Annotated in this window: 20 protein-coding genes; 11 read left to right on the top strand and 9 right to left on the bottom strand. The window is 37.5% G+C overall.

The features are described 5' to 3' along the window. The first annotated feature begins 198 nt into the window (after positions 1-198). The 8 genes from P177_RS15190 (at position 199) to P177_RS20525 (ending at position 14,067) form a co-directional block, all read left to right on the top strand. Positions 199-3,765, top strand: a complete 3,567-nt coding sequence (locus P177_RS15190; protein WP_036156097.1) for a beta strand repeat-containing protein — start codon at positions 199-201, stop codon at positions 3,763-3,765. A gap of 2 nt (positions 3,766-3,767) precedes the next feature. After that, positions 3,768-4,931 (top strand): gliding motility-associated C-terminal domain-containing protein, encoded by a 1,164-nt coding sequence (locus P177_RS15195; RefSeq protein WP_036156100.1) that lies wholly within the window; start codon positions 3,768-3,770, stop codon positions 4,929-4,931. Between the two features lie 239 nt (positions 4,932-5,170). Then, complete coding sequence (locus tag P177_RS15200) at positions 5,171-10,246, top strand: beta strand repeat-containing protein (protein ID WP_036156101.1); 5,076 nt, start codon at positions 5,171-5,173, stop codon at positions 10,244-10,246. Between the two features lie 4 nt (positions 10,247-10,250). Next, positions 10,251-10,904, top strand: coding sequence for a hypothetical protein (locus P177_RS15205; protein WP_036156103.1), 654 nt, complete (start codon positions 10,251-10,253; stop codon positions 10,902-10,904). A gap of 4 nt (positions 10,905-10,908) precedes the next feature. Then, entirely contained in the window at positions 10,909-12,090 is a 1,182-nt protein-coding gene (locus P177_RS15210) for a gliding motility-associated C-terminal domain-containing protein (RefSeq protein WP_036156104.1), read from the top strand. A gap of 129 nt (positions 12,091-12,219) precedes the next feature. Further along, positions 12,220-12,954 (top strand): M15 family metallopeptidase, encoded by a 735-nt coding sequence (locus tag P177_RS15215; RefSeq protein WP_036156106.1) that lies wholly within the window; start codon positions 12,220-12,222, stop codon positions 12,952-12,954. Positions 12,955-12,993: 39 nt separating this feature from the next. Then, entirely contained in the window at positions 12,994-13,764 is a 771-nt protein-coding gene (locus P177_RS15220) for a M48 family metalloprotease (protein WP_036156108.1), read from the top strand. Positions 13,765-13,899: 135 nt separating this feature from the next. After that, positions 13,900-14,067, top strand: coding sequence for a DUF6747 family protein (locus P177_RS20525; protein ID WP_316930793.1), 168 nt, complete (start codon positions 13,900-13,902; stop codon positions 14,065-14,067). Positions 14,068-14,172: 105 nt separating this feature from the next. Here the strand turns inward: P177_RS20525 and P177_RS15225 are convergent, their stop codons facing one another. Further along, positions 14,173-14,559 (bottom strand): ankyrin repeat domain-containing protein, encoded by a 387-nt coding sequence (locus P177_RS15225; protein WP_036156110.1) that lies wholly within the window; start codon positions 14,557-14,559, stop codon positions 14,173-14,175. A gap of 197 nt (positions 14,560-14,756) precedes the next feature. Beyond that, positions 14,757-15,152: an ankyrin repeat domain-containing protein gene (locus P177_RS15230; protein ID WP_036156112.1), complete on the bottom strand. Its 396-nt coding sequence runs from the start codon at positions 15,150-15,152 to the stop codon at positions 14,757-14,759. A gap of 223 nt (positions 15,153-15,375) precedes the next feature. On the opposite strand from P177_RS15230, the gene gpmI reads away from it, so the two are divergent. The 3 genes from gpmI to P177_RS15245 are packed head-to-tail and all read left to right on the top strand — an operon-like array spanning position 15,376 to position 18,516. Continuing rightward, positions 15,376-16,893, top strand: coding sequence for a 2,3-bisphosphoglycerate-independent phosphoglycerate mutase (gene gpmI, locus P177_RS15235; RefSeq protein ID WP_036156115.1), 1,518 nt, complete (start codon positions 15,376-15,378; stop codon positions 16,891-16,893). Positions 16,894-16,923: 30 nt separating this feature from the next. After that, positions 16,924-17,742: a type I methionyl aminopeptidase gene (map, locus tag P177_RS15240; RefSeq protein WP_036156117.1), complete on the top strand. Its 819-nt coding sequence runs from the start codon at positions 16,924-16,926 to the stop codon at positions 17,740-17,742. A gap of 9 nt (positions 17,743-17,751) precedes the next feature. Next, the gene (locus P177_RS15245; RefSeq protein ID WP_036156119.1) at positions 17,752-18,516 is read left to right on the top strand and encodes a class I SAM-dependent methyltransferase; all 765 of its coding nucleotides are present in this window, start codon (positions 17,752-17,754) and stop codon (positions 18,514-18,516) included. Here the strand turns inward: P177_RS15245 and P177_RS15250 are convergent, their stop codons facing one another. The 7 genes from P177_RS15250 to P177_RS15280 all read right to left on the bottom strand — a co-directional run bounded on the left by P177_RS15250 (position 18,517) and on the right by P177_RS15280 (position 24,744). After that, complete coding sequence (locus P177_RS15250) at positions 18,517-19,530, bottom strand: FAD:protein FMN transferase (RefSeq protein ID WP_036156121.1); 1,014 nt, start codon at positions 19,528-19,530, stop codon at positions 18,517-18,519. Next, entirely contained in the window at positions 19,527-19,889 is a 363-nt protein-coding gene (locus P177_RS15255) for a hypothetical protein (RefSeq protein ID WP_036156123.1), read from the bottom strand. Before P177_RS15255 ends, P177_RS15250 begins: the two co-directional genes overlap by 4 nt. Before the next feature lie 75 nt (positions 19,890-19,964). After that, positions 19,965-21,272 (bottom strand): NADH:ubiquinone reductase (Na(+)-transporting) subunit F, encoded by a 1,308-nt coding sequence (nqrF, locus tag P177_RS15260; RefSeq protein ID WP_036156124.1) that lies wholly within the window; start codon positions 21,270-21,272, stop codon positions 19,965-19,967. A 2-nt stretch (positions 21,273-21,274) separates the two neighbouring features. After that, the gene (gene nqrE, locus P177_RS15265; RefSeq protein WP_036156127.1) at positions 21,275-22,036 is read right to left on the bottom strand and encodes an NADH:ubiquinone reductase (Na(+)-transporting) subunit E; all 762 of its coding nucleotides are present in this window, start codon (positions 22,034-22,036) and stop codon (positions 21,275-21,277) included. Positions 22,037-22,056: 20 nt separating this feature from the next. Further along, the gene (locus tag P177_RS15270) at positions 22,057-22,704 is read right to left on the bottom strand and encodes an NADH:ubiquinone reductase (Na(+)-transporting) subunit D (protein WP_036156129.1); all 648 of its coding nucleotides are present in this window, start codon (positions 22,702-22,704) and stop codon (positions 22,057-22,059) included. 1 nt (position 22,705) lies between these two features. Then, positions 22,706-23,458 carry a Na(+)-translocating NADH-quinone reductase subunit C gene (locus P177_RS15275; RefSeq protein WP_036156131.1) on the bottom strand — a complete coding sequence of 251 codons (753 nt, stop codon included), beginning with the start codon at positions 23,456-23,458 and terminating at the stop codon, positions 22,706-22,708. A gap of 2 nt (positions 23,459-23,460) precedes the next feature. Further along, positions 23,461-24,744 carry an NADH:ubiquinone reductase (Na(+)-transporting) subunit B gene (locus P177_RS15280; protein WP_036156133.1) on the bottom strand — a complete coding sequence of 428 codons (1,284 nt, stop codon included), beginning with the start codon at positions 24,742-24,744 and terminating at the stop codon, positions 23,461-23,463.

Consider the following 24,744-nt stretch of genomic DNA (forward strand, 5'->3'; position numbering starts at 1 on the left):
ACTTTTGTTAATTTCTTCTCCTTTGCAACAAATTTGATCATTGCGCTTTGTTTAATTTAGACACAAGAAAATAAGCCGTTTAACGAGGTTAGATGTTCTTTAACCCATTACCCTATTATTTCAACTTATAAATAAAGGGGATTACCAAGATAATTCTATTTTTGTTCATCACTATTTTCTCGTCATAAGACACTAAGTATGAAAGCAATAATTTTCTTTATTTTTTTTACAGTACTAGCGGTACCTACCGTATTCGGACAAATTAAAATAGGAGATAATCCCCAAAATATTGATGCTTCATCTGTCTTGGAGCTTGAAAGCTCCTCTAAAGTACTGGTCATTACCCGTGTTACTACATTAGAAATGGAAGCTATTACCCCACAACGTGGTGGTATGGTTTATAATACAGACACCGAATGCATCAATTATTATGACGGCACAAAATGGGTAAATCTTTGCGATGCCGTAGACTTCAATATCACTAACGATCCAATTATCAATACCCGAAGTACTATTGAAATTACAGAATCTGCCGGAGCCATAAATTTAGAGGTGGCAAAAAACAGTATTCTAGGCGATAATATTATTGACGGCGGTATTGGCCCAGATGATATTCAAGATAATTCTATTACACAAGAAAAATTAGCCGATGCATCTGTAGGTTCTAGTGAGCTTAGACAAAATTCTGTTGGTGCCGAAGAAATTAGAGACAACAGTATTTCTGTAGCCGATATGGCCAATGACCAAGCCGGTCAAGTATTGACTACAGACGAGAACGGTATTGTACAGTGGCAAGATTCAGACGACTTATACGACCTTACTTTTAGTAAACTAGATACTACGTTAACCATTTCGAGATCTACAATAGCGGGAGTTTCTACTATTAGTTTAGGTGCCTTAATTGGTTCTGACGATCAGCAATTGAGTTTGGATGAAAATATTCTTAGTATTGAGAATGACCCGAATACAATTGACTTATCTACTTATTTTCAAACCATAAGTCTTGACCCTGACACAAACGAAATTGTTTTAAGTGGTAACGGAGGATCGGTTCCCTTACCTCAAACAGACGGTTCAGAGACACAACTAAGCGAAGGAAATAATATTACCATTACAGGTGATGGAACAGCAGATGCGCCGTATGTAATAAATGCTGCCGATGCTGCAGTTGTAGATGGTACCGAAACCGTTTTACAAGGTGGACCAACTATAACTATAACCGGTGAAGGATCTAATGACAATCCTTATATTATAAATGCTTCTGAAGTGATAGCATTAGATAATGGCAATATTCTTATTGGAGGAGACGAAGACACCGCAGTACAAGCTTTTATAAATGGTGATGCTACTATGAACAACCAAGGTTTGCTAACTATAGAAGAAGCTGCAGTAACACCTGCTAAAATTGAGCCTGCACTTGGCGTACTGACGGAAGATCAAGTATTAATTACCACTACTGCCGGAGTTGTCGGATGGGCGGATTATACACCTGGTGGTGGTGACGATAATCAAGATGCCAGCGAAGTAGCATATGACAATACAACCTCTGGTTTAGAGGCTATTACTACTCAAGCGGCTATTGATGAACTTGTCGATAGTGGGTTGGTTGATACCGATGATCAAGATGCAAGCGAAGTAGACTACGACAATACCACCTCTGGTTTAGAGGCTATTACTACTCAAGCGGCTATTGATGAGCTTGCCGATAGTGGGCTGGTTGATACAAACACAACTAATGCAACATTGACTTTAACCGATGAAGATTTAGACAGCACTATTGAATCACTTACCATTACAGATTCTGAAGGAGCTAAAGTTAGTATTTTGCTTTCAGAATTGAATTCTGGAACAGATACGACTATTAGCACGCTAGCTTTGACTGATGAAAATTTAGACGGTATAGACGATTCGCTCACTATAACTGATTCGGCAGGCACAACCTTTAGTATTTTATTGACTCAAATAAATTCTGTTGTTGACGCAGAAATTGATGATGCACTAACAGATTTTAATGCAACCACCGGATATAGCATAAATGTTGATGATACCACAATCGAAATTCAAGGTGATGCCCTTCAAGTCAAAGAGGATGCAATAGGTTTAGACCAGCTGAACCCGATGGGCGCCACAACGAACGGTCAAATCCTTAAATGGAACCAAGACAATACAGAATGGGAATTGGGTACGGATCTTGGAGGCACACTGCCCGAAGGACAAGTTTTAATTGGTAATGCAGCTGACGAAGCAGCACCTCAAACTATTACAGGCGACGCCACAATAGACAATACGGGCGTTATTACCATTGAGGAGGATGCCATTGACAATACAATGATAGCGGCAGATGTAGCAGGTAACGGACTTGTACAAAATGGAACTTCAGGAGCCTTGGATATTATTCCAGGAACTGCGGATAATCAAATTTTAAAGTGGGATGAAGCTACGACTTCTTGGGAACTAGCGACTGATGTTGGCGGCGAACTACCCGCTGGGCAAGTCTTAATAGGAAACGCAACCAATAATGCAACACCACAAACTCTTAGCGGCGATGCTACAATTGACAACACAGGCGTTATTACCATTGAGGAGGATGCCATTGACAATACAATGATAGCGGCAGATGTCGCTGGCAATGGACTTGTACAAAATGGAACTTCAGGAGCCTTGGATATTATTCCAGGAACTGCGGATAATCAAATTTTAAAGTGGGATGAAGCTACGACTTCTTGGGAACTAGCGACTGATGTTGGCGGCGAACTACCCGCTGGGCAAGTCTTAATAGGAAACGCAACCAATAATGCAACACCACAAACTCTTAGCGGCGATGCTACAATTGACAATTCGGGCGTTATTACCATTGAGGAGGATGCCATTGACAATACAATGATAGCGGCAGATGTCGCTGGCAATGGACTTGTACAAAATGGAACTTCAGGAGCCTTAGATATTATTCCAGGAACTGCGGATAATCAAATTTTAAAGTGGGATGAAGCAACAACTTCTTGGGAGCTGGGAGCTGATAATGGTAATGTACCTGACGCCGTAGCAGGAACAATTTTCTTTTCGGATGGTTCCAATGCCTTAGACATTGACGAAACTCAGTTATTTTGGGATGATACTCAAAATGTATTAGGAATTGGAACTAATACTCCTGATAGCGGAACTGGTATCAATAGCATAAAATTACACGTTTCTGGTGGAAGAATTAGAGCGGAAGGCATTCTAAATTCAGACGGTAGTCCGACAACTCCAGCATATAGATTTATCAATGATACAGATAATAATTCTGGTATGTATTTTCCTGCACAAGATCAATTAGGTTTTTCCGTTGGTGGGCTAGAAACATTATTATTAAAAGAATCCGTAGGTAATGGACTAGAAATTATAGCTGAAGGAAGCTTAGAACTCACAGAACAACTTTTAGATCAGAACGGCAGTCCTGGTAACGAAGGTCAAATTTTAACAGCAACTACGACAGGTACAGAATGGAAAGAACCACAAATATTTGCAATGGGTAAAGCTAATGGCGCAAATTCAATAAATATTAATGGCATTCAATCTATTTCTGGAGGCTCCGGTATAAGCACTGTTAACTTTTCATCTCCGCGAATAGATTCTGATTATATAATTCAACTAACTGTAGTAGGAAACAATAGAATTTTTGTTACTTCACAAACCATTAATGGTTTTACTGTTGAAATCAGGGATGCAATAACTGACAATTTAGTAACAGCAAATTGGTATTTTACTCTTTCTGATTTCGAATAAATATGAAAAACTTCACATACATACTTTTCTTTCTGTTTGCGGCAACTATTACTGCCCAAACAGCATTATACAATAACGGCAACTTACGTATTCACCAAGGTGGGCAAATTGGTTTTCACACCAATCTCATCAATGATGCCCCTACAGATAATAACCTTGGTTTGGCAGGTTTTTATGGTACTGAACAACTAACTGTATCGGGCAATGTTACTCCGCAATTCTATGATATGGAAATTGCTTTGGAGAACAATATGCAGCTGAATTTGGGCATGGACAATACCAATAACACCAATTTCATTTTTGGTAGCATTCTTACCCCAACTGCGCAACCAGATGTTTTTTACAATTTTGTAGATAATTCATTTTACAGCGGCGAGAATGATTTTAGTAAAATTGAAGGGTATGCGGCTATTACCAATCAGCAGAATTTTGGTTTTCCTGTTGGTGATGTGCAGTTTTTAAGACCGCTGATCATCAATTCAGAAAGCGTTAATTTATTTGCAAAATGTGCCTATTACTATGAAAATCCCAATAACCCTCCAGCACCATTAGGTTCGTTCAATACCAATGCAACCGATTTAGATGTAAATCTGGTAAATACCTTCGAATTTTGGCGCTTAGAAGGTTCGGTACCCACTACCGCAACCCTAAGTTGGAACGAACGTAGTACTGTAGCAAGTTTAACAGATAACGTAGACGAAGTCATTCCCGTAGGTTTTAGCAAAGCATCACAACAATGGGTAAATTTAGTAGGTAGTATACCTGTAGGTACCGTAACAGAAGGGTTTGTAACTTCAGAATCTTTTATACCAGATGACTATGAAGCCATTACGCTTGGATCCTCTAAAAGTCCGTTTGAACCATTAGCTAGAGATGTTCTTTTCATAGATAATTTCTATGTTTCGGTAAACGGTGACGGGGTTAATGACAACTTTTATATTGAAGAATTGGAAGAATACGACAGTAACTTTCTACAGATTTATGATCGTTACGGACTCAAAGTATTTGAAAAAACAGATTACGTTGATGATTTTGTTGGTTTTTCTAACCAAGACAATGTACCATTTGGAGAAGCGGAAGGACTACCTACCGGCGTTTATTTTTACACCATATACATTCCTGAAGACGACTTAAATTATCAAGGTTTTTTATACTTGACTAGGTAAACAATAAGTAATTAAAATAACTGGTTAGCTAACTATTTTTTTTAAAAAAACACCTTCTATTCCATTCAATTCTTACAAATAAACATACTACCTCAGCACTCGATTAAACGCATATTTTAGCGTTAAAAGTAAGCGTACAAAGACTTTCCCAACATAATCACCTAGCTACACAACATATTATATTTTTCCTACACAACTCGAATTATTTTTGAAATAGTTAACTATTCCCCTATAATTCGATGTCTACAAAATTTAAATTTCTTCTAATTTTTATCATCACTTCATTCTGTGCAAATGCACAGGTTAAAATTGGTGAGAATCCCAATACCATAAATTCCGCTTCCATAGTGGAACTTGAAAGCACCAACAAAGCTTTTGTACTTACCAGACTCACTACTGCACAGATGCAAGCCATTACCCCGCTCAACGGAGCCGTAGTTTATAATACCGACACCCAATGTGTTCATTATTACAACGGATTGGTCTGGACAAACCTTTGTGACGGTAATTCTTCATCATTTTCATTTACTGATAACGGCGATGGCACTATTACACTTTCTAATGGCGAAGGAAACAATGTAACTTTTGACGGAGCACCACAAACCATTTCTACACTTGCAGATAATGGTGATGGTACGTACACCTACACCAATGAAAACGGTTTAGAAACGATTATTGCAATTGCAGAAACCGACAACCAAAATTTACAAACAGACAGTACTCCGGGAAACATCAGTATTGATAATGGCAATGCAATTGCAATCAATGTAGACGATGCAGATGCAGATGCCCAGAACGAAATTCAAACTTTAGATTATACTTCTGGAGTATTAACATTATCTAATGACCCAAATGCAACAACGGTTGATTTATCGGGATTTGACCAAAATGCTGCCGATGATTTCTCAGGTAGTTTCAATGATTTAACTGACCTACCCCTAAATTTGGATACAGATGCAACAGATGATTTTAATACAGGAATTTCTTTTGACGGAACAAATTTAATCGTAACAGATGCAGGTGGTGATGTAAGTACAGATATTAGCGGACTTGCATATGACGATACTGCCATTAGAGCGGATATTGATCAAAACGAACTGGATGCCGATAATGCAATAGCAACGGTAGACACCAAAATTGATGACCACATTCTTGCAGACGAGGATACCTCTTCAACAAACGAACTTTCAGATATTTCCATCACAGGTACGACAGTAACCTTGACGAATGCTGCTGCCGGTGCTACCGGTGTTGATTTAGGAAATACTTTTGCAACTGATGCTGAAGTAGCTACCGCAATTTCTGACTCTGAAGCATTGGACTTAGATAAAGTAATCGGAAACGAATCCGTAACTGCATTAACCTTTGACGGCACTACCTTGACCTTGGACCAAGATGGTGCGGCAAGTGAAACTGTTGATCTTAGCGGTGTTTCTACCGATGACCAAAAAATAGATACCTTTTCTTTGACAGGTACAACTATAGCGGTCTCTAATGAAGGTGACGGAGAAGCAAATAAAACAATCGACTTAGGTACCACTTTCGCTACAGATAACGAACTTGCGGATGCGATTACCGCTTCAGAAGCGTTGGACTTAGATAAAGTAATCGGAAACGAATCCGTAACGGCATTAACCTTTGACGGTACTACCTTGACCTTGGACCAAGATGGTGCGGCAAGTGAAACTGTTGATCTTAGCAGTGTTTCTACAGATGACCAAAAAATAGATACTTTTTCTTTGACTGGTACAACTATAGCGGTCTCTAATGAAGGTGACGGAGAAGCAGATAAAACGATCGACCTGGGAAATACTTTTGCAACTGATGCTGAAGTAGCTACCGCAATTTCTGACTCTGAAGCGTTGGATCTTGATAAATTAATCGGAAACGAATCCGTAACGGCATTAACCTTTGACGGCACTACCTTGACCTTGGACCAAGATGGTGCGGCAAGTGAAACAGTTGACCTTAGCGGTGTTTCTACAGATGACCAAAAAATAGATACTTTTTCTTTGACTGGTACAACTATAGCGGTCTCTAATGAAGGTGACGGAGAAGCAGATAAAACGATCGACTTAGGTACCACTTTCGCTACAGATACCGAACTTGCGGATGCGATTACCGCTTCCGAAGCATTGGATCTTGATAAAGTGATCGGAAACGAATCCGTAACGGCATTAACCTTTGACGGCACTACCTTGACCTTGGACCAAGATGGTGCGGCAAGTGAAACAGTTGACCTTAGCGGTGTTTCTACAGATGACCAAAAAATAGATACTTTTTCTTTGACTGGTACAACTATAGCGGTCTCTAATGAAGGTGACGGAGAAGCAGATAAAACCATCGACCTGGGAAATACTTTTGCAACTGATACTGAAGTAGCTACCGCAATTTCTGACTCTGAAGCGTTGGACTTAGATAAAGTAATCGGAAACGAATCGGTAACAGGATTAACCTTTGACGGTACTACCTTGACCTTAGATCAAGATGGTGCGGCAAGTGAAACTGTTGACCTTAGCGGTGTTTCTACAGACGACCAGAAAATAGATACTTTTTCTTTGACTGGTACAACTATAGCGGTCTCTAATGAAGGTGATGGGGAAGCTGACAAAACGATCGACCTGGGAAATACTTTTGCAACTGATACTGAAGTAGCTACCGCAATTTCTGACTCTGAAGCGTTGGACTTAGATAAAGATGCTAATAACGAAACGAACACGGCTTTTGCTTCTGCAACCAATACATTGACGATCACGGACAGTAATGGCGCTTTGACCGCTCCGATCGTAAACTCGAACGAACTGGATATCACTACTGGAGAAATCACTTCTACCATCAATGGCGTGGCTTCTACTCCTATCTCGCTTCCTGTTGCCGATGGATCTGAAACGGTTATCAATGACGGTACGAATACTACTATTGCAGGTGCAGGTACTGCGGCTAGTCCGTACACTATTGCTGTTCCGGACAACTTGGACAACTCGGTAACAAACGAAACGAACACGGCTTTTGCTTCCGCAACCAACACATTAACGATCACGGACAGCAATGGCGCTTTGGATGCTCCTATTGTAAATACGAACGAACTGGATATCACAGCTGGAGAAATCACTTCTACTATCAATGGCGTGGCTTCCACTCCTATAACACTTCCTGTTGCCGATGGATCTGAAACGGTTATCAATGACGGTACGAATACTACTATTGCAGGTGCAGGTACTGCGGCTAGTCCGTACATTATTGCTGTTCCGGACAACTTGGACAACTCGGTAACCAACGAAACGAACACGGCTTTTGCCTCCGCAACCAATACATTAACGATTACGGACAGTAATGGTGCTTTGGATGCCCCGATCGTAAACTCGAACGAACTGGATATCACCGCTGGAGAAATCACTTCTACCATCAATGGTGTGACTTCCACTCCTATCACCCTTCCTGTTGCCGATGGATCGGAAACTTTGGTTACCGCAGGATCGGACATCAGTGTTTCAGGTACAGGTGTAACCGGTGACCCTTATGTGGTTGCAAATACTTTTACAGAAATAGACGATAGCGTAACGAACGAAACAAACACGGCTTTTGCTTCTGCAACCAATACATTGACGATCACGGATAGTAATGGCGCTTTGGATGCTCCTATTGTAAATACGAATGAACTGGCTATTTCAGGTGGAGAAATCACTTCTACCATCAATGGCGTGACTTCTACTCCTATCTCGCTTCCTGTTGCCGATGGATCTGAAACGGTTATCAATGACGGTACGAATACTACTATTGCAGGTGCAGGTACTGCGGCTAGTCCGTACACTATAGCTGTTCCGGATAACTTGGACAACTCGGTAACCAACGAAACGAACACGGCTTTTGCTTCCGCAACCAACACATTGACGATTACGGACAATAATGGTGCTTTGGATGCCCCAATCGTAAACTCGAACGAGCTGGCTATTTCAGGTGGAGAAATCACTTCTACTATCAATGGCGTGGCTTCCACTCCTATCACTCTTCCTGTTGCCGATGGATCGGAAACAATTATCAACGATGGTACGAATACTACTATTGCCGGTGCAGGTACTGCGGCTAGTCCGTACACTATAGCTGTTCCGGATAACTTGGATAACTCGGTAACAAACGAACTTTCTGATTTAAGTTTAAGCGCTACCAATATTCTTACATTAACGAATCCATTAACTGGATCTAATCAAGTTGATTTAAGCTCTATTTCTACGGACGATCAAACAGTAGAAATGTTTGCATTCAACGGTTCTACATTTGAACTTTTACTAAAAATTGAAGATGATCCTACAACTCAGGTAGCAAATTTATCTTCTTTATACGCCGATGGTACTGAAACAGAAATTACAGCAGGTACCGGAATAAGTATAACCGGAGATGGGTCGAGTACATTACCATACAATATCATTAACGATTTTACGGAAGTTGATGGTAGTATTACCAATGAAACAAATACAAGTTTTGCAACTGTTGATGTGGCAGGAGTTGACTACTTAAGAATATCTGATTCTAATGGAGACTTAGATGTTCCATTATCTGATTTATCACATACAGGTACAACAGGTTCTGTGTTTTTTGCAGGAGCCGATGGTAGACCAACTGAAAATAACAGTCAATTATTTTGGGACGCAACTAACAATAGGTTAAGTATAGGAAATCCATTACTAGGAACAAATAAACTTACCGTAAATGGAACAACGAGAACTAGTGGATTAAACAACTCTGACGGTAGTACAACCCTACCTTCTTATAGATTTTCCGATGATTCCGATACCGGTATTTACAGTCCTGCAGCCGATGAAATAGGCTTAGTTGTTGGTGAAATTGAAGCTTTAAAAGTTGAAGAAACTTCGGGGAATACTTCAGTAATAATAAACGAAACTTTAGAGTTAGAAGGTGCCGTATTAGATGAAAATGATTCACCTGGAACAGCTGGTCAAGTATTAACTTCAACAGCCACTGGTACTGAGTGGGTAAATTCTATGAGCCCTATTAAAGCTATTGGAAAAATAAGCTCTGCCGGTACTGTTACAAAAGCAACTGCTGGGGTTACCGTTACTAGAATCAGCGTAGGTTACTATAGAGTAACACTACCCGCAGGTTCTGTTTCTGATGCAGATTATATCATTCAACTAACACAACCTGGTAGAGGTGGCGCCGGTAATGACGACCCTGGCATCTCCTACTCCAACCAAACCGCAACAAGTTTTGAGGTTATCATCGGTGATAATGACAACGGCGGTACTGACCGATCAAGATTTGATTCTGAATTTATGTTCACTGTTTTAGACCTATAAAAAAATGAGATTAACAAAATACATTTTACTTTCTATCACTCTATTAATAGGGCTTATTGTAAATGCTCAGCTTGATAGCGGATTACTTGTAGGGTTAACGACAGGTACTACTACCAATATAAACGCAACAACAGATGCTGCCCAAGGCGCTTTGGTCTTTAATACAGATACAAATCAAGTCTATGTCTTTGATGGTACGTCATGGAGCCAAATGGGTCAGAAAACTATCTACACCGGTACGTTTAGAATTTCAGCAACAGGTGCGGTTTCCGTATCCGGAATTCCTTTTCAACCTTCATCTGTGTCATTTGTAGCTTATGCCAATATTGAAGATTTCGATATTAATGCGGACAACGGGACTAGAAATAATGAAACCGGATTACCAAATGCCTACGGCAGTATGAAAGGATTTGCCAGAGATGACAATGGTAGCATTACAGAACAAGTAATCTTTAATGGTGGTAGCGGTAATTCAATTAATGATATATCTAGATATGCCTCTAGCACTCATAGTATCGGTTTACGCTATGCAAATCAAAATGGAGATAATCTAGGATTAACCACCGCTACTGTTACTAGTTTTAATGCTGACGGATTCAGTTTAAATACCGACAGTTATGCAGACGGAATTGTCGTAATATTTGAAGCACATAGATAAAAATATGAAAAGATTATTGACCGCACTTTTTAGTATATGCGTTTTACTATGCTCTTTAAACAGCCATAGTCAAGATGCCGTTCATAATTATGGAAATATTCAGATCCATGAAGACGGACTTGTTGGCTTTCACATGGATGTTATAAATAATGGAGCTTTTAACCAGAATAAAGGTTTAGTCGGTTTCTATTCTTTCGACAAAGCTTTAACTATATCAGGTGGATCTAACCCGGTATTTTATGATTTTGAAGTTGCTGTAGATAATGACCTATATATTGACAATACGGTGGGAGTTCAAAATAACGCCAACTTTATTGCCGGCGACATCAATACAACGAGAGCGGTATCCGAAGTAAATATCAATTTTTTAAACGACTCATTTTATGCTGGAGAATCAAACAACACAAAAATTGATGGTTATGCTGCCATAGGCAAGAAGTCCGAATTTACGTTTCCTATAGGTCAATTTGATAAAATACGTCCTTTGACTATTGAATCAACCAGTGCTAACGATTATGCAAAATCTGCTTATTATTATGAAGACCCTAATACACCAAGCCAATTCAATACTAGTTTCAACACATTCATAAAGGAAAATGAAGCATTATCAATTAGTGAATATGAATTTTGGCATTTAGAAAGTACCGTACCCTCAAAAGTGACCTTAACTTGGGACGAGGAAAGTAATGCTTACCTATTTGGTGAGACCATTTCAGAAATAAAAGTTGTAGGGTGGAGTATAATCGATAAAATTTGGGTGGATCTAGGTAATACTAATGTTGAAGGTAATTTTGCTTATGGCTCGGTTACATCTGAAGAATTTGTACCTAGCGATTATGAAATTATAACTATTGGCGGAAATTCCGATATTATTGAAACGCTGGATAATATCACTTTAGATAATTATTACATGACACCAAACGGCGATGGTATCAATGATTTTTTAGAGATTGAAGGCATTGAGAATTCACCTAATAATTCTTTACAAATTTATAATAGATATGGAAGATTGGTTTTCTCCATGGATAATTATAACGATGAATTTATAGGCATATCCAATGTAAACGGGGTCGTTGCCAGAAATACAGGTTTACCTTCTGGAATTTACTTCTATATTGTAAACTTAGCTGATTTAGACTTTAAACATCAAGGATATTTATACCTTACTACTTACGAAGAAAATTGATGTTAAATTCTATTCAGCTCAATATTTATTACATTTACTTTAAGATTGTATGATTTTCAACTTCAAGAAGTTTTTCTCTTCTGATTTAGTTTGGCAAATCTTTTGCAATTAATAACACAACATTCAATTATGCAGAGAAGAACATTTATCAATAGAAGTAGTTCGGCAGCTTTAGCTCTTGCCTTAGCCCCTAATTTCTTTATTCAAGAAGAAACCGAGTACGGTATTTTAGAATTAATGGGTAAAGAAGACATTAAGTTGTACGGTAAAGACATTAACCTACGAAAAGAAGCTCATGATGCTTTTCTAGAAATGAAGAAGGCTGCGTATAAAGATGGTATCGATCTAAAAATAGTTTCAAGTTTTAGAAGTTATGATAGACAAGCTGCTATTTTTGAGCGTAAGTATTTAAAATATACAGATGATGATGGCATGAACCCTACAGATGCTATCAATAAAATTATAGAATACTCTACCATACCTGGTACTAGCAGACACCATTGGGGTACTGATATTGATGTTGTAGATGGCTACAGAAAGGTAGATGGCGACGTGCTTGTACCGCACAAGTATGAAGGTGATGGACCTTACGTAGATTTTAAAAAGTGGATGGATGAAAATTCCGAAACGTACGGGTTCTTCCTAGTATATACCAATGAGCCTAAAAGAAGAGGTTTTAAGTATGAACCCTGGCATTATAGCTACGCCCCTTTATCTATACCAATGTTAGAACAATTTAGAAGTAAAAATGTTGCTTCAATTATAATTAGAGAAGATTATTATGGTGCCGAGCATTTTACGATGAACTTTTTAAAATCATACATTCAAAATAATATATTAGACATCAATAGAAGCTTATTATAAGCATTTCGTACATTAGAACCTGTACTATAACACATTACCATGAGAAGAGGAAGTTGGAAAATTAGAATATTTATCGGTTTGGCGATAGTTGCCTTTGCATTTATTCAAAAATGCAGTAATACCGAAGAGAACCCATACACGGGTCGCTCGCAACATATCACCATGACTTCTGATCAAGAAATTGCTATTGGTTTACAAAGTGCCCCAGAAATGGCACAACAACATGGCGGACTCTACCCTGACCAACGTTTACAATCTTTTGTTGAATCTGTAGGCAATAAATTAGTTGAAAATAGTATTGCAAGAGAAACTCCATACCAGTACGATTTTCATTTACTGGCCGATGACCAGACCATAAATGCCTTTGCCTTACCAGGCGGGCAGTGTTTTATCACCTATGCTTTATTTTCCCAACTTAATGAAGCACAACTAGCCGGAGTTCTTGGTCATGAGATCGGTCATGTAATAGGTAGGCATTCCGCAGAAAGAATTGCAGACAGCCAAACATGGCAAACCGCTACTATGGGCGCCACAGTCGGTGCCGGTGACATGGGTAGCATTTTAGGTAGCATTGGCCAGAATACACTATTAAAAAATGGACGTGGAGATGAATTGGAAAGTGACGAACTAGGTGTACTATTTATGATTCAATCTGGTTATGATCCTTATGAAATGATCAAGGTCATGGAAATTTTAAAAGCTGCTGGCGGACCAAATCGTACTCCTGAGTTTCAAAGCACCCATCCCGACCCTGAAAATAGAATTGAAAAAATCAAGGAAGCTATAAACAAATACAAAAACCAAGGTTAATCGGTTTTTTTGTACAGTTGGTCTAGACGACTCTATACAGTACATATATTTGTGTACATTTGGGGAAGTCCCAAGCTTATTTTGCCATTTATGATTGCCTTTATAGCTATGATTTAATCATAGAAGAACACTATAATGGGAACAATTACACATTTTAGAAACTTATACGTGCAGGCGTTTGAGAACTGTAGACCAATAATATTGGTTACATTTTTAAAGGTCTACTCAGTATTTTGTGCCCTAATGATATTTTTGGCACTGTATGCATTTGTTGTTAGAGCAGCAAATGGATTTGATTTTTAATTCGTTTTTACTCTTTTACCTGAACACTATTTGGAGTAGAATTATTAGTATTAAAAAAGGCCCATTGAAATTTCAATGAGCCTTTTCTATTTGTATAAAACAAAATTATGAATCTTGCTTAATAACATCTAACACATCTTTTGCGTTCGACATTTTCGCATAGTCTTTTGCTGTATAACCCTGGTCGCTTTTAATATTGAGGTTGGCACCGTTCAACAATAAAACCTTTAATATCTCTGCCTTATTATATCTAGCGGCATACATTGCCGGTGTTAGACCTAGAGATTTTTCATTTGTCTTTTCTCCTAAAGCCAACAAACTTCTTACTTGGTCTACATCACCCTTCATAACTGCCTTGCATAACGAATTGATTTCATCATTAACAGAAACAGATATTGATTCGTTTAAATTGATTAGATCATTACTATTTGCATAAACACTGCTAAATGCAAATGCGCTAATGAATAACAAAATTGAAATTGATTTTTTCATAATATTTACGTTGTTTTGATTAATGATTTTAATAATAACGTAAATTTACATATACAATTATGTTAATAACACCGTTTTAAGAAAGAAATAGTAAATATTTAACAATTGAAAAAATTAAAAAAAACCTATGCCCCGATTTTAAAATAAATTAAGACATAGGATATAATATTCACAAAATGAAATCGACTAAAGCAGACTTAGCTTCCTACTGCTGTTTCAATTAATTCTAGAGCCTCTGTTGCATTAGATAATTCAGCATAACGCTTTGCAGTATGCCCATGACTACTCTGCATCTTTAGATCGGCTCCATTTTCAATTAAGACCTCTAATATTTCAACCTTATTGTAACGTGCAGCAAACATTGCAGGGGTCATTCCCAAAGATTTTTGATTTACATCTTCACCCAAATCTATTAAACGATTAACGGTTTCTAAATCGCCCTTTATTACAGCTTTACAAAATGAGCTGATATCAACTCTTGATACGAGGTCAATTTCTGTTGTTGTTTTTGAACGATTTACAGTCTCTGCAGCCATAACTGTTGAGCCTACGGTAAGTGCTACCATAGCCAATGTAAGAATTACTTTTTTCATGATGATTGATTTTAATTGATGAGTACAATAGCGTACAATTAAAAGACGCCGATCAGCACAAATTGTTTCATCCTTTAACAATGTTATAACTAAACTTTAACAAATAAATCTTCACCCAAACTACAAAAATGTTGCGATACACCATCAAATCAAAAAAGGTATGTAAACTAGTAGCTTAACTTGGCAGAACATAGTATTTTTGTACTCCTAAAACCTTATGAAGATGAACAAAAAAGTAATCTTAATGATATTAGACGGATGGGGTAAATCTCCAAATCCTGAAGTATCTGCAGTAGATAAAGCCAATACTCCTTTTATAGATAGTTTATATACTAAATACGCTAACTCTAACCTTCTTACAGATGGAATGAATGTTGGTTTGCCAGAAGGTCAAATGGGAAATAGCGAAGTTGGTCATATGAATTTGGGTGCCGGTAGAATCGTTTATCAAGATTTAGCTAAAATCAATAAGGCTGTTAAAGAGAATACGTTAAGTTCTGAACCTGTTTTAAGGAGCGCATTCGAGTATGCAAAAAAGAACAATAAAGATGTTCATTTTCTAGGTCTATTAAGTGATGGTGGAGTTCACAGCCATACCAACCATATTAAGGGCTTAATAGCTGCGGGTAAAGAATCTGGAGTTGAAAACATGTACTTACATGCTTTTACAGATGGTAGGGATGTTGATCCTAAAAGTGGAAAAGGATTTTTAGAGGATATTGTAGACTATAGCGCAGATAAGAATACAAAGTTAGCTACGGTTATAGGTAGATACTACGCTATGGATCGTGATAAACGATGGGAACGCGTGAAAGAAGCCTACGATGTAATTGTTAATGCGGAAGGTGAGAAGTCTACCGACATTGGTAAGACAATTCAAAAGAATTATGATGCGGACATTACTGATGAGTTTATAAAACCTATCGTGATGACCAATACAGATGGCACACCTATAGCCTCTGTAAAGGAAGATGATGTTGTCATCTTCTTTAACTTCAGAACGGATCGTGGTAGAGAATTAACTCAAGTATTAAGTCAGGTAGACATGCATGAGCAAAACATGCACAAATTGAACTTGTACTATGTTACTCTAACCAATTACGATGAGTCTTACAACAATGTTCATGTTGTTTATAATAAAGATAACATAGTAGAAACCCTTGGTGAAGTTTTGGCAAATGCCGGCAAAAAACAAATACGTATTGCCGAAACAGAAAAGTATCCTCACGTTACTTTCTTTTTCAATGGTGGTAGAGAAGTTCCCTTTGAAGGTGAATCTCGTATATTATGCCCTTCGCCAAAAGTAGCTACTTATGATTTACAGCCAGAAATGAGCGCTTATGAAATTAGGGATAAAATTATTCCAGAAATACAACAAGGCGATGTAGATTTTATATGTTTGAACTTTGCTAATCCTGATATGGTTGGTCATACAGGTGTTATGGAAGCTGCCATTAAAGCCTGTGAAACGGTAGATGAATGCGCAAAAGACGTCATTACAGCAGCTATTGAGAAAGATTACTCAGTAATCGTAATTGCTGACCATGGTAACTGTGAGACAATGGTAAATGAGGACGGCACGCCTAACACAGCACACACTACCAACCCTGTTCCCTTAATTTTAGTAGATAAAGATATACACCAAATTAAAGATGGTGTTTTAGGTGATATTGCACCTACAATTTTGAAATTAATAGGTGTAGAAAAGTCCGAATTTATGACCCAAAACTCGCTGGTGTAAATTTAGACTCATTAGAAAGGATAAGATTTTATGATAAAAATAAAAACAGCCGAAGAAATTGAATTAATGCGTGAAAGCGCATTAATCGTTTCTAAAACTTTAGGAATGATTGCCTCTGAGGTAAAACCAGGGGTTACTACACTTCAGCTAGATACTTTGGCTGAAACCTTTATTCGTGATCACGGTGCCGTACCGGGATTTTTGGGTTTGTACGATTTTCCAAACTCTTTATGCATGAGCCCAAACGCTCAAGTGGTACATGGAATTCCAAATAACACACCTTTAGTTGAGGGCGATATAATTTCCATTGACTGTGGAGCTTTAAAAAATGAGTTTTACGGAGATCACGCTTATACTTTTAAGGTAGGAGAAGTTAGTCCTGAAATTGAAAAACTACTTGAGGTCACTAAAAAATCGTTGTATGTTGGTATACGAGAATTTAAAGTAGGAAACCGCGTTGGCGATGTTGGGTATGCTATCCAAAAATTCACTGAAGATCACGGTTATGGTGTGGTACGAGAATTAGTAGGTCATGGTCTTGGCAGAAAAATGCACGAAGGTCCAGAAATGCCAAATTATGGCAGACGTGGCAGAGGAAAGAAATTTGTTGAGGGAATGACCGTTGCTATTGAACCTATGACAAACATGGGAACAAAGAGCATTAAACAACTTAAAGATGGCTGGACAATTCTTACGGCAGATGGTAAACCTAGCGCTCATTTTGAACATGATGTTGCTATAGTAAACGGAAAACCCGAATTACTTTCTACCTTTAAATACATTTATGACGCTTTAGGGATTGTAAGTGATGAGGAAGACGAGTTTACTTCATCTACCATGAAAAGTTAGGAAATACAGATGAAGAAAATTTTTAAATTTTTTCTTAACCTTGTTCCAAGGCCTGTATTAATTTCCCTTAGCTATTTGGTAAAGCCTTTTTTTAAAGCATATTACCGAGGCAATACATATGAAGACCCTATTGACGGCAATACTTTTCGTAGCTTTTTACCTTATGGATATGAAAGTCCGAGAGAAAATGTACTTTCTCCTTCTACCCTATCTTTAGAACGTCATCGTTTACTGTGGTTATTCCTGAAAGAGGAGACTGACTTTTTTACCGCCCCTTTGCATGTTTTACATTTTGCACCTGAACAAGCGTTTTATAAAAGATTCAGGAAGCTAAAAAACCTGAATTATGTTACCACAGACCTTAATTCACCGTTGGCAGACGTAAAGGCCGATATTTGCAACCTGCCATTTGAAGATAACATGTTCGATGTAATTCTATGTAATCATGTTTTAGAGCATATACCAGACGATACAAAAGCAATGTCTGAATTATATAGAATTCTAAAACCTGGTGGTTGGGGTATTTTTCAAATTCCACAAGATTTAAATAGATCCGAAACATTTGAAGACGATAGTATTACCGACAAAGTGGAACGCGCTAAAATATTTGGTCAATATGACCACGTTCGTATTTACGGAAGAGATTACTTTGATAAATTAAGAGATATAGGTTTTACCGTAGAAGAAATAGATTTTACAAAAATTATGAGCCAAGAAAAAATAGATAGATATCGGTTGGCTCCGGGAGAAATTATTCCGGTAGTAAAAAAATAGTTATTCTATTACAACAGTTTTAAATCCTTTGGTTAAGAATTCTTGTGTTTCCCCTTTCTCATCTAAATAAATGATATACGCCTCTAAACTATCATTACCATTAACAATTTTAAATGCCTCATCTAAATCCATCGCCATAAATGAAGTAGCATAGGCATCTGCCGTAGCGCAATTAGCTGCCAAAATAGTAACCGCAAGCGTATGTGATTGTTGGGTATATCCAGTTTTCGGATTTACAGTATGTACATACTTTTTACCCGTTTCTTCATCTATTCTGAATTTTCTATAATTTCCTGAAGAAGCTAAAGCCCTATCCTCTAAATGAATTAGTATTTTGGTAGCTCTACTCCCTTCCATTTCAGGATCATCAATACCAACTGTCCAAAACTTATCTTTAATGGTATTTTTACCTTTTGCAACCAATTCACCACCTACTTCTATAAGGTAATTCTCAATATCTTTAGCATCTAACATAGCCGCTAACCTATCAATTGCATACCCCTTTGCAATGGCATTAAAATCCATATAAATATTAGGATTGGTCTTTATAATGTGATTTTCCTCATCCAACTTAATTTTATCTAAACCTACATAATTCAATAAACTATCTATTTTCAAGCTATCCATTGAAATTTTTTGTCCTGGTCCAAAACCCCAAGCATTTACCAAGGTACCTACCGTAGGATCAAAAAAACCATCAGTCTCATGATGAATAGTTTTTGAAAGCTCAAAAACTTCTTTGAACATAGCATCTACAACAATAGAACTATCTCCTTTATTAATTCTGGAAATATCGGACTCTGGTATATATGTAGATAAAGATTGATTAATTACAGCAAATACAGAGTCAATCTCTTGTTGTAAATCCATCTCTTCAGGTGTAATAGAAATAATACTATAAGAAGTACCTAATGCCCCTCCAGTGTTTTGATTGCGAACACCGACCTCATTATTCTGCTTGCAAGATTGAAACAATCCTATAACAAGCGCTGTTACTAAAATACATTTTTTCATATCTCAACTAAACCATCATAATCAACAATATATTCTTCATCTAAATAAACCGGTAAATTATGGTCTGTAGCATTAACTAAACCTACCCCTGCATAAAATGTCGTAGCTTCAAATTTAATGGCATGATCCTTCATTTTTTTAAGGTCAGACATAAAGAAGTCCATATCCTTTGGGTCACCAGGGTATTCAATAGCCTTTACCACAACAAAGCGCATCTTTTTGTCCTTAGTGCACACAAATTGTGGATTCTTACGCAATTCACTATTAACGGCTAAAAATTCAAATCCCGCTTCTTCCAATTGTTTTCCAACAATATTCATGGCTAAATTATGAAGTTCTTGTTCTGTTAGTACATGCATTTAAATATCTTTTTTATAAAAAAACCGATACATTACATATCGGTTTTTATACTATTTACTTAAAGACTTAAAAGATTATCCTCCAAAGTCATCAAAACGTATATGCTCATCTGGGATACCGAAATCCTCACCCATCTTCTGAACAGCTTTGTTCATTAATGGAGGTCCACAGAAATAAAGTTCAATATCTTCTGGAGACTCATGAAGGCTTAAATAGTTATCAATTACACAATTGTGTATAAACCCAACGAAACCATCTCCAGGAGCATCTATATTCTCTTTTACTTTCCAATTATCCTCTTCTTGTGGCTCTGAAAGTGCCAAGTAGAATTTGAAATTTGGAAACTCTTCTTCTAACTTATAGAAATGATCTAAATAGAATAATTCTCTTTTAGAACGACCACCATACCAGTATGTTACTTTTCTATCGGTCTTTAATGTTTTGAACAAGTGATATAAGTGCGAACGCATTGGCGCCATACCTGCACCACCACCTACGTAAAGCATTTCTGAATCAGACTCATTAATGAAGAATTCACCGTAAGGTCCAGAAATAGTACAATCGTCACCAGGCTTTAGGTTAAAAATGTAAGATGACGCAACACCAGGGTTAACATCCATCCAACCATTCTTAGCACGATCCCATGGCGGCGTAGCTATACGTACATTCAACATAATCTCTCTACCTTCAGCAGGGAAAGAAGCCATTGAATACGCTCTTTCAACCGTTTCAGGATTCTTCATTGTTAAAGGCCACAGGTTGAATTTATCCCACTCAGCTTGGAACTTATCCGGAGTCTCATGTTCCTCTGGGTGTGCTGTAATATCAATATCAGCATATTTAACCTCACACTCAGGAATTTCAATTTGAATATAACCACCAGCTTTGTAGCCCATATCCTCAGGAATCTCAACTACAAACTCTTTAATAAAAGATGCTACGTTATAGTTACGCACCACTTTTGCAGGCCATTTTTTAATACCAAATACCTCTTCTGGAATGGTAATCTCCATGTCTTGCTTCACCTTAACTTGACAGGCTAAACGAGCACCATGGTTTAATTCTTTTTTAGAGAAATGCGGTGTTTCAGTTGGTAGTGCTTCACCTCCACCAGAAAGTACGTGACACTCACATTGAATACATGTTCCACCACCACCACAGGCAGATGGTAAAAACACTTTTTGGTTACCTAAGGTAGATAGCAAAGATCCACCAGATGCAACTTCAATTTTCTTTTCTCCATTTATCGTAATGGTCACAGGACCTGATGGAGATAATTTTTGCTTGGTAAACAGAAGCAATGCTACTAACACCATCAACAGTATTAGAAATGCGACAACAGTTATTAGTATTGTTCCGCCAGTACTTGCAGCTAAAATCATAATTATTTGTTTACGTCGTTATAAGAAATAACTTTTTCGTCTATTTCTTCGTTCTTATCTACTACTACCTCTTCTTTAACAGGAGTTATCATTTCTGGCTGAACCTGATTAACCTGCTCATTAGCTTCTTCAGCATCATCACCGCCACCGGTTAACATACCACCAAAACTCTGAAAGCCAATTCCCATAAGACCGGTAATGATAAATGTAATACCCAAACCTCTTAAAGGAGCAGGAACATTACTATATCTAATTTTCTCACGAATGGCGGCAATCGCCAAAATTGCCAAGAACCAACCAATACCAGAACTTACACCGTAGTTAAAAGCCAAACCAAAAGTTTCAATTTCTCTTGCCTGCATGAATAATGATCCACCAAGAATTGCACAGTTTACCGCAATCAAAGGCAAGAAAATACCCAATGAGTTATATAAAGAAGGTGAAAATTTCTCTACCACAATCTCTACCAGTTGTACCATTGTTGCAATGGTAGCAATGAATAGGATAAAGGATAGAAAGCTAAGGTTGTAATCTGCATATTCAGGACCTAGCCAAACTAATGCACCATCTTGCAACAAATATTTATCTAACAACCAGTTCATAGGTACTGTAACCGCCAATACGAATATTACAGCAGCACCTAAACCAACTGCAGTAGCCACTTTCTTGGATACCGCTAAATAAGAACACATCCCCAAGAACACGGCAAATACCATGTTATCGATAAAGATGGACTTAAAAAATAATTCTACATGTTCTAACATAATTTCTTCTTAAATGTCGTTTAATTCTCTTCTACAAGTGCAGGATTTCTTGAACGTTGTACCCAAATGATAATACCTACTACAATCAATGCCGCAGGCGGTATAATCATAAAACCGTTATTCTCATAACCGGTAGCATATAGACCTGTTTTCTCGATTGGATCCCCCAATACAGGTATACCGAATAAGGTACCAGAACCTAATAATTCCCTAAAGAAACCGACTATTATTAAGATTACACCGTAACCTAAAGAGTTACCAATACCGTCTAAAAATGAACGCCATGGTCCATTTGCCAATGCAAATGCCTCAAAACGACCCATAATAATGCAGTTCGTAATAATAAGACCAACAAATACCGCTAAGGTTTTACTTAATTCATAAGCAAAAGCTTTTAGTACCTGATCCACAATAATTACCAAGGTAGCAACAACAATAAGTTGAACGATAATTCTAATTTTGGAAGGAATAATGTTTCTCATTAAAGAGATTACCACGTTACCCGCTCCTAAAACGAACATTACAGAAATTGCCATCACCAAAGATGCTTTCAACTCTGCTGTAATTGCCAATGCAGAACAAATACCTAATACCTGAATAGTAATTGGGTTATTGTCCGCTAATGGATCCGTAATAAGATTTGTATCTTTTTTTGATAGTAGTGCCATATTACTTTACTCTAATTGTTTCTAAATAAGGTTTGTATAATTTGACAGTTTCGCTGATCATAGCAGAAACACCGTTACCGGTAATGGTAGCACCAGCTAAGGCATCTACTTCATTATCATCTTTTGTTTTGTTCAATGGATCATTGTTACCCTTAGCAACAGAGATACCAGCATATTTGGTACCATCAAGAATGGTCTCACCTTTAAAATCGTCCATGAAATAACGCATTTTAATATTGGCACCTAAACCTGGGGTTTCCCCTTTGTGATCAAAATATACACCTTGAACAGTCATTGTATCATCTAAGGCGATAAAACCCCAAATAGCATCCCAAAGACCTTTACCGTACATAGGAACGATGTAAAACTTCTCACCTTCTTTTTCTCCAATGAATACGGGTAATTTATAATCCTCACCCTTTTTCATAGCAGCTAATTGCTTTTTTAAATCAATTAAATAAGCCTCGTTATCTTCAGTGATTTTATCACCCTGTATAACCAATTGCTCTTTGATATAACTTGCAAACTCATTTTCAACAACATCTGTTGGAATAAAGTTAACACTACCCGTATCATCTCCATTTTCATTAACACCCATTGCGTAAAGAATGTTTTGCTGCTTCTCAAAACGTTCATTCTCTTTGATGTTAGGGCTTAAAAATGAAGCCAAAAACGCAAGTATTGACCCAACTACCACAACCATAACAGCAGCAAAAACTACTGTATAAACGTTACTATCTGTCTTTAGTGCCATAATTAAACTGTTTCAGCTTTAAGTTCTTCTGCTTTACCATCTGAATCTTTAGGATAGATAGTAGCATTCTTTAATCTGTTCATTCTATTCTTAATATTGCCCCTAACCACGTAGTGATCAATTGTTGGTGCGAATACATTCATTAACAATATTGCTAAGAAAACACCCTCTGGGTACGCAGGGTTGAATACACGAATCATTACCGAGATAAACCCAATAAAGAAACCATAATACCATTTCCCCTTATTTGTTTGTGAACCAGTTACAGGGTCGGTAGCCATATATACAATACCAAATGCTAAACCACCTACTATTAAATGTTTCCAGAAATCGAAACTCATTAAACCGTAAAACTTACTAGATTCTGCAATCCATCCAAATTCCACTACTTGATTGAAGATTAAGCCCATCACCAAAGAACCAATAACAGCACTTAGCATAATTCTCCAACTAGCGATTTTAGTGAATATCAAGAATAATCCTCCTAAAAGAATTAAGAATGCCGATGTTTCACCAACTGAACCAGGTATAAAACCGAAGAACATATCAGAAACCGAGTACGACATTTCAGCACCTTTATTCTGCGCTAAGAATCCTAATATGGTTTCTCCTGAAAATGCATCAACGTTAGTTGCACCTGCTAAAATTTCTTCTGATCTTTCTCTTGCTCCGTAAACCCATACTTTATCACCACTCATCCAAGTAGGATAAGCGAAAAACAAGAATGCTCTAATTGTTAAGGCAGGATTTAGAATATTCATTCCCGTACCTCCAAAAACTTCTTTACCGATAACAACTCCGAAAACTACTGCTACCGATAACATCCATAGTGGCGTATCAACAGGAACTATTAACGGCACCAACATACCAGTTACCAAGTAACCTTCTTCTACTTCATGCCCTTTTATTACCGCAAAAATAAATTCAACGATAAGACCCACTGCATAAGAAACAACAACCAACGGCAATACCTTAATAATACCGATCCAGAAATTATCCCAAGTAAGGAAATCGTTCATTAAAGAAAAATCTGCCGGAAATCCGTTTATTGCAGAATAGTGTTGATAACCTGCATTGAACATAGAAAATATCAACACCGGTACCAGTGCCATTATTACCGTGTTCATCGTACGCTTTAAATCATCTGCAGATTTTACATGTGTACCACCTGCATGCGTAGTTTCATCTGGCGAAAACAAAAAAGTATGAAAGGCATTAAAGGCAGGAGCCATTTTCTTACCCTGATACTTCAGTTTAAGTTCGTGTAATTTGCTTTTTAAACTCAT

The sequence above is a fragment of the Maribacter forsetii DSM 18668 genome (assembly GCF_000744105.1).
GTDB classification, from domain to species: Bacteria; Bacteroidota; Bacteroidia; order Flavobacteriales; family Flavobacteriaceae; genus Maribacter; species Maribacter forsetii.